This window comes from Mycobacterium sp. (assembly GCF_040398885.1).
GTDB lineage: Bacteria > Actinomycetota > Actinomycetes > Mycobacteriales > Mycobacteriaceae > Mycobacterium.
The window spans coordinates 1-1,278 of sequence record NZ_JBBATF010000316.1 but is presented as its reverse complement, the minus strand read 5'-3'; the positions used below and the strand labels follow the sequence as shown (position 1 = coordinate 1,278).

The window sequence follows — 1,278 nt, the reverse complement described above, 5'->3', positions numbered from 1 at the left end:
AACGGTGAGCGCACCGGGAACGTCTGCCTGGTGACGCTCGGGCTGAACCTGTTCTCCCGGGGCGTTGACCCGCAGATCGACTTCTCCAACATCGACGAGATCCGCCGCACCGTGGAGCACTGCAACCAGTTGCCGGTCCACGAACGTCACCCCTACGGCGGCGACCTGGTGTACACCGCGTTCTCCGGCAGCCACCAGGACGCCGTCAACAAGGGCCTGGACGCCATGAAGGTCGCCGCCGACGAAGCCGGCGCCGACGTCGAGGACATCCTGTGGCAGGTGCCGTATCTGCCGATCGACCCCAAGGACGTCGGGCGCACCTACGAGGCCGTCATCCGGGTGAACTCACAGTCCGGCAAGGGCGGGGTGGCCTACATCATGAAGGCCGATCACGGTCTGGTGCTGCCGCGCCGGTTGCAGATCGAGTTCAGCAGGGTGATCCAACGGATCGCCGAGGGCTCAGCCGGCGAGGGTGGCGAGGTTTCGAGCAAGGAGATGTGGGACGCGTTCGCCGAGGAGTATCTGGCCCCGGTCCGGCCGCTGGAGCGCATCCGCCAGCGGGTGATCGGCTCCGAGGTCGACGGCGGCACCGACGTCATCGAGGCGGTCGTGAAGGTCGACGGCGTCGAACGGGAGATCCGCGGTGAGGGCAACGGTCCGCTGGCGGCGTTCGTCGACGCCCTGGGCACCGTGGGCATCGACGTGCACGTGCTGGACTACTCCGAGCACGCCATGTCGGCCGGCGAGGAGGCCACGGCGGCCGCCTACGTGGAGGCCTCGGTGGGCGGGCGCACCTTCTGGGGCGTGGGCATCGCCACGTCGATCACGACGGCGTCGCTGCGGGCGGTGGTGTCGGCGGTGAACCGGGCGGCCCGGCTGGGCTGAGTTCGGTCCGGATGTCCACCTCGGACGTCAGGGTCCGGTGCACCGGGCATTTGTCGGCGATGTCGAGCAGACGGGCCCGCATGGTGTCGTCGAGATCGCCGTCGAGGGTGATCAGCCGCTCGATCCGGTCGACCCACCCTTGGCGCGTCTCGCAGGTTTGGCAGTCGGCGGCGTGAATCTTGGCGTGCCGCAACAGAACCGACACGCCCTGCATCGGAAGGGCCTTGCGGTCGGCGTACATCCGCAGCGTCATCGCCCTACACGCCCCGAGCGCGGCCAGCAGTAGGTCATAGGGCGACGGTCCGCTGTCGATACCGCCGACGCCCGCCGGTTCGTCGGCGACGAGACGATGGCCGCCCATGGTGATCGCCTGCTGGAACCTGCCCCGGCCGG

At 69.1% G+C, this 1,278-nt stretch carries 2 protein-coding genes; one reads left to right on the top strand and one right to left on the bottom strand.

Features of this window, described 5'->3' with window-relative positions; genetic code table 11:
* On the top strand, nucleotides 1-885 hold an 885-nt coding region (locus ADBZ5U_RS16450), incomplete at its 5' end, for an alpha-isopropylmalate synthase regulatory domain-containing protein (protein WP_526811976.1).
* Here ADBZ5U_RS16450 and ADBZ5U_RS16445 read toward each other — a convergent pair.
* Nucleotides 824-1,278: OsmC family protein (locus ADBZ5U_RS16445; protein WP_526811974.1), on the bottom strand; the 455-nt coding region annotated here is incomplete at its 5' end. The two genes, ADBZ5U_RS16450 and ADBZ5U_RS16445, sit on opposite strands and share 62 nt — an antisense overlap.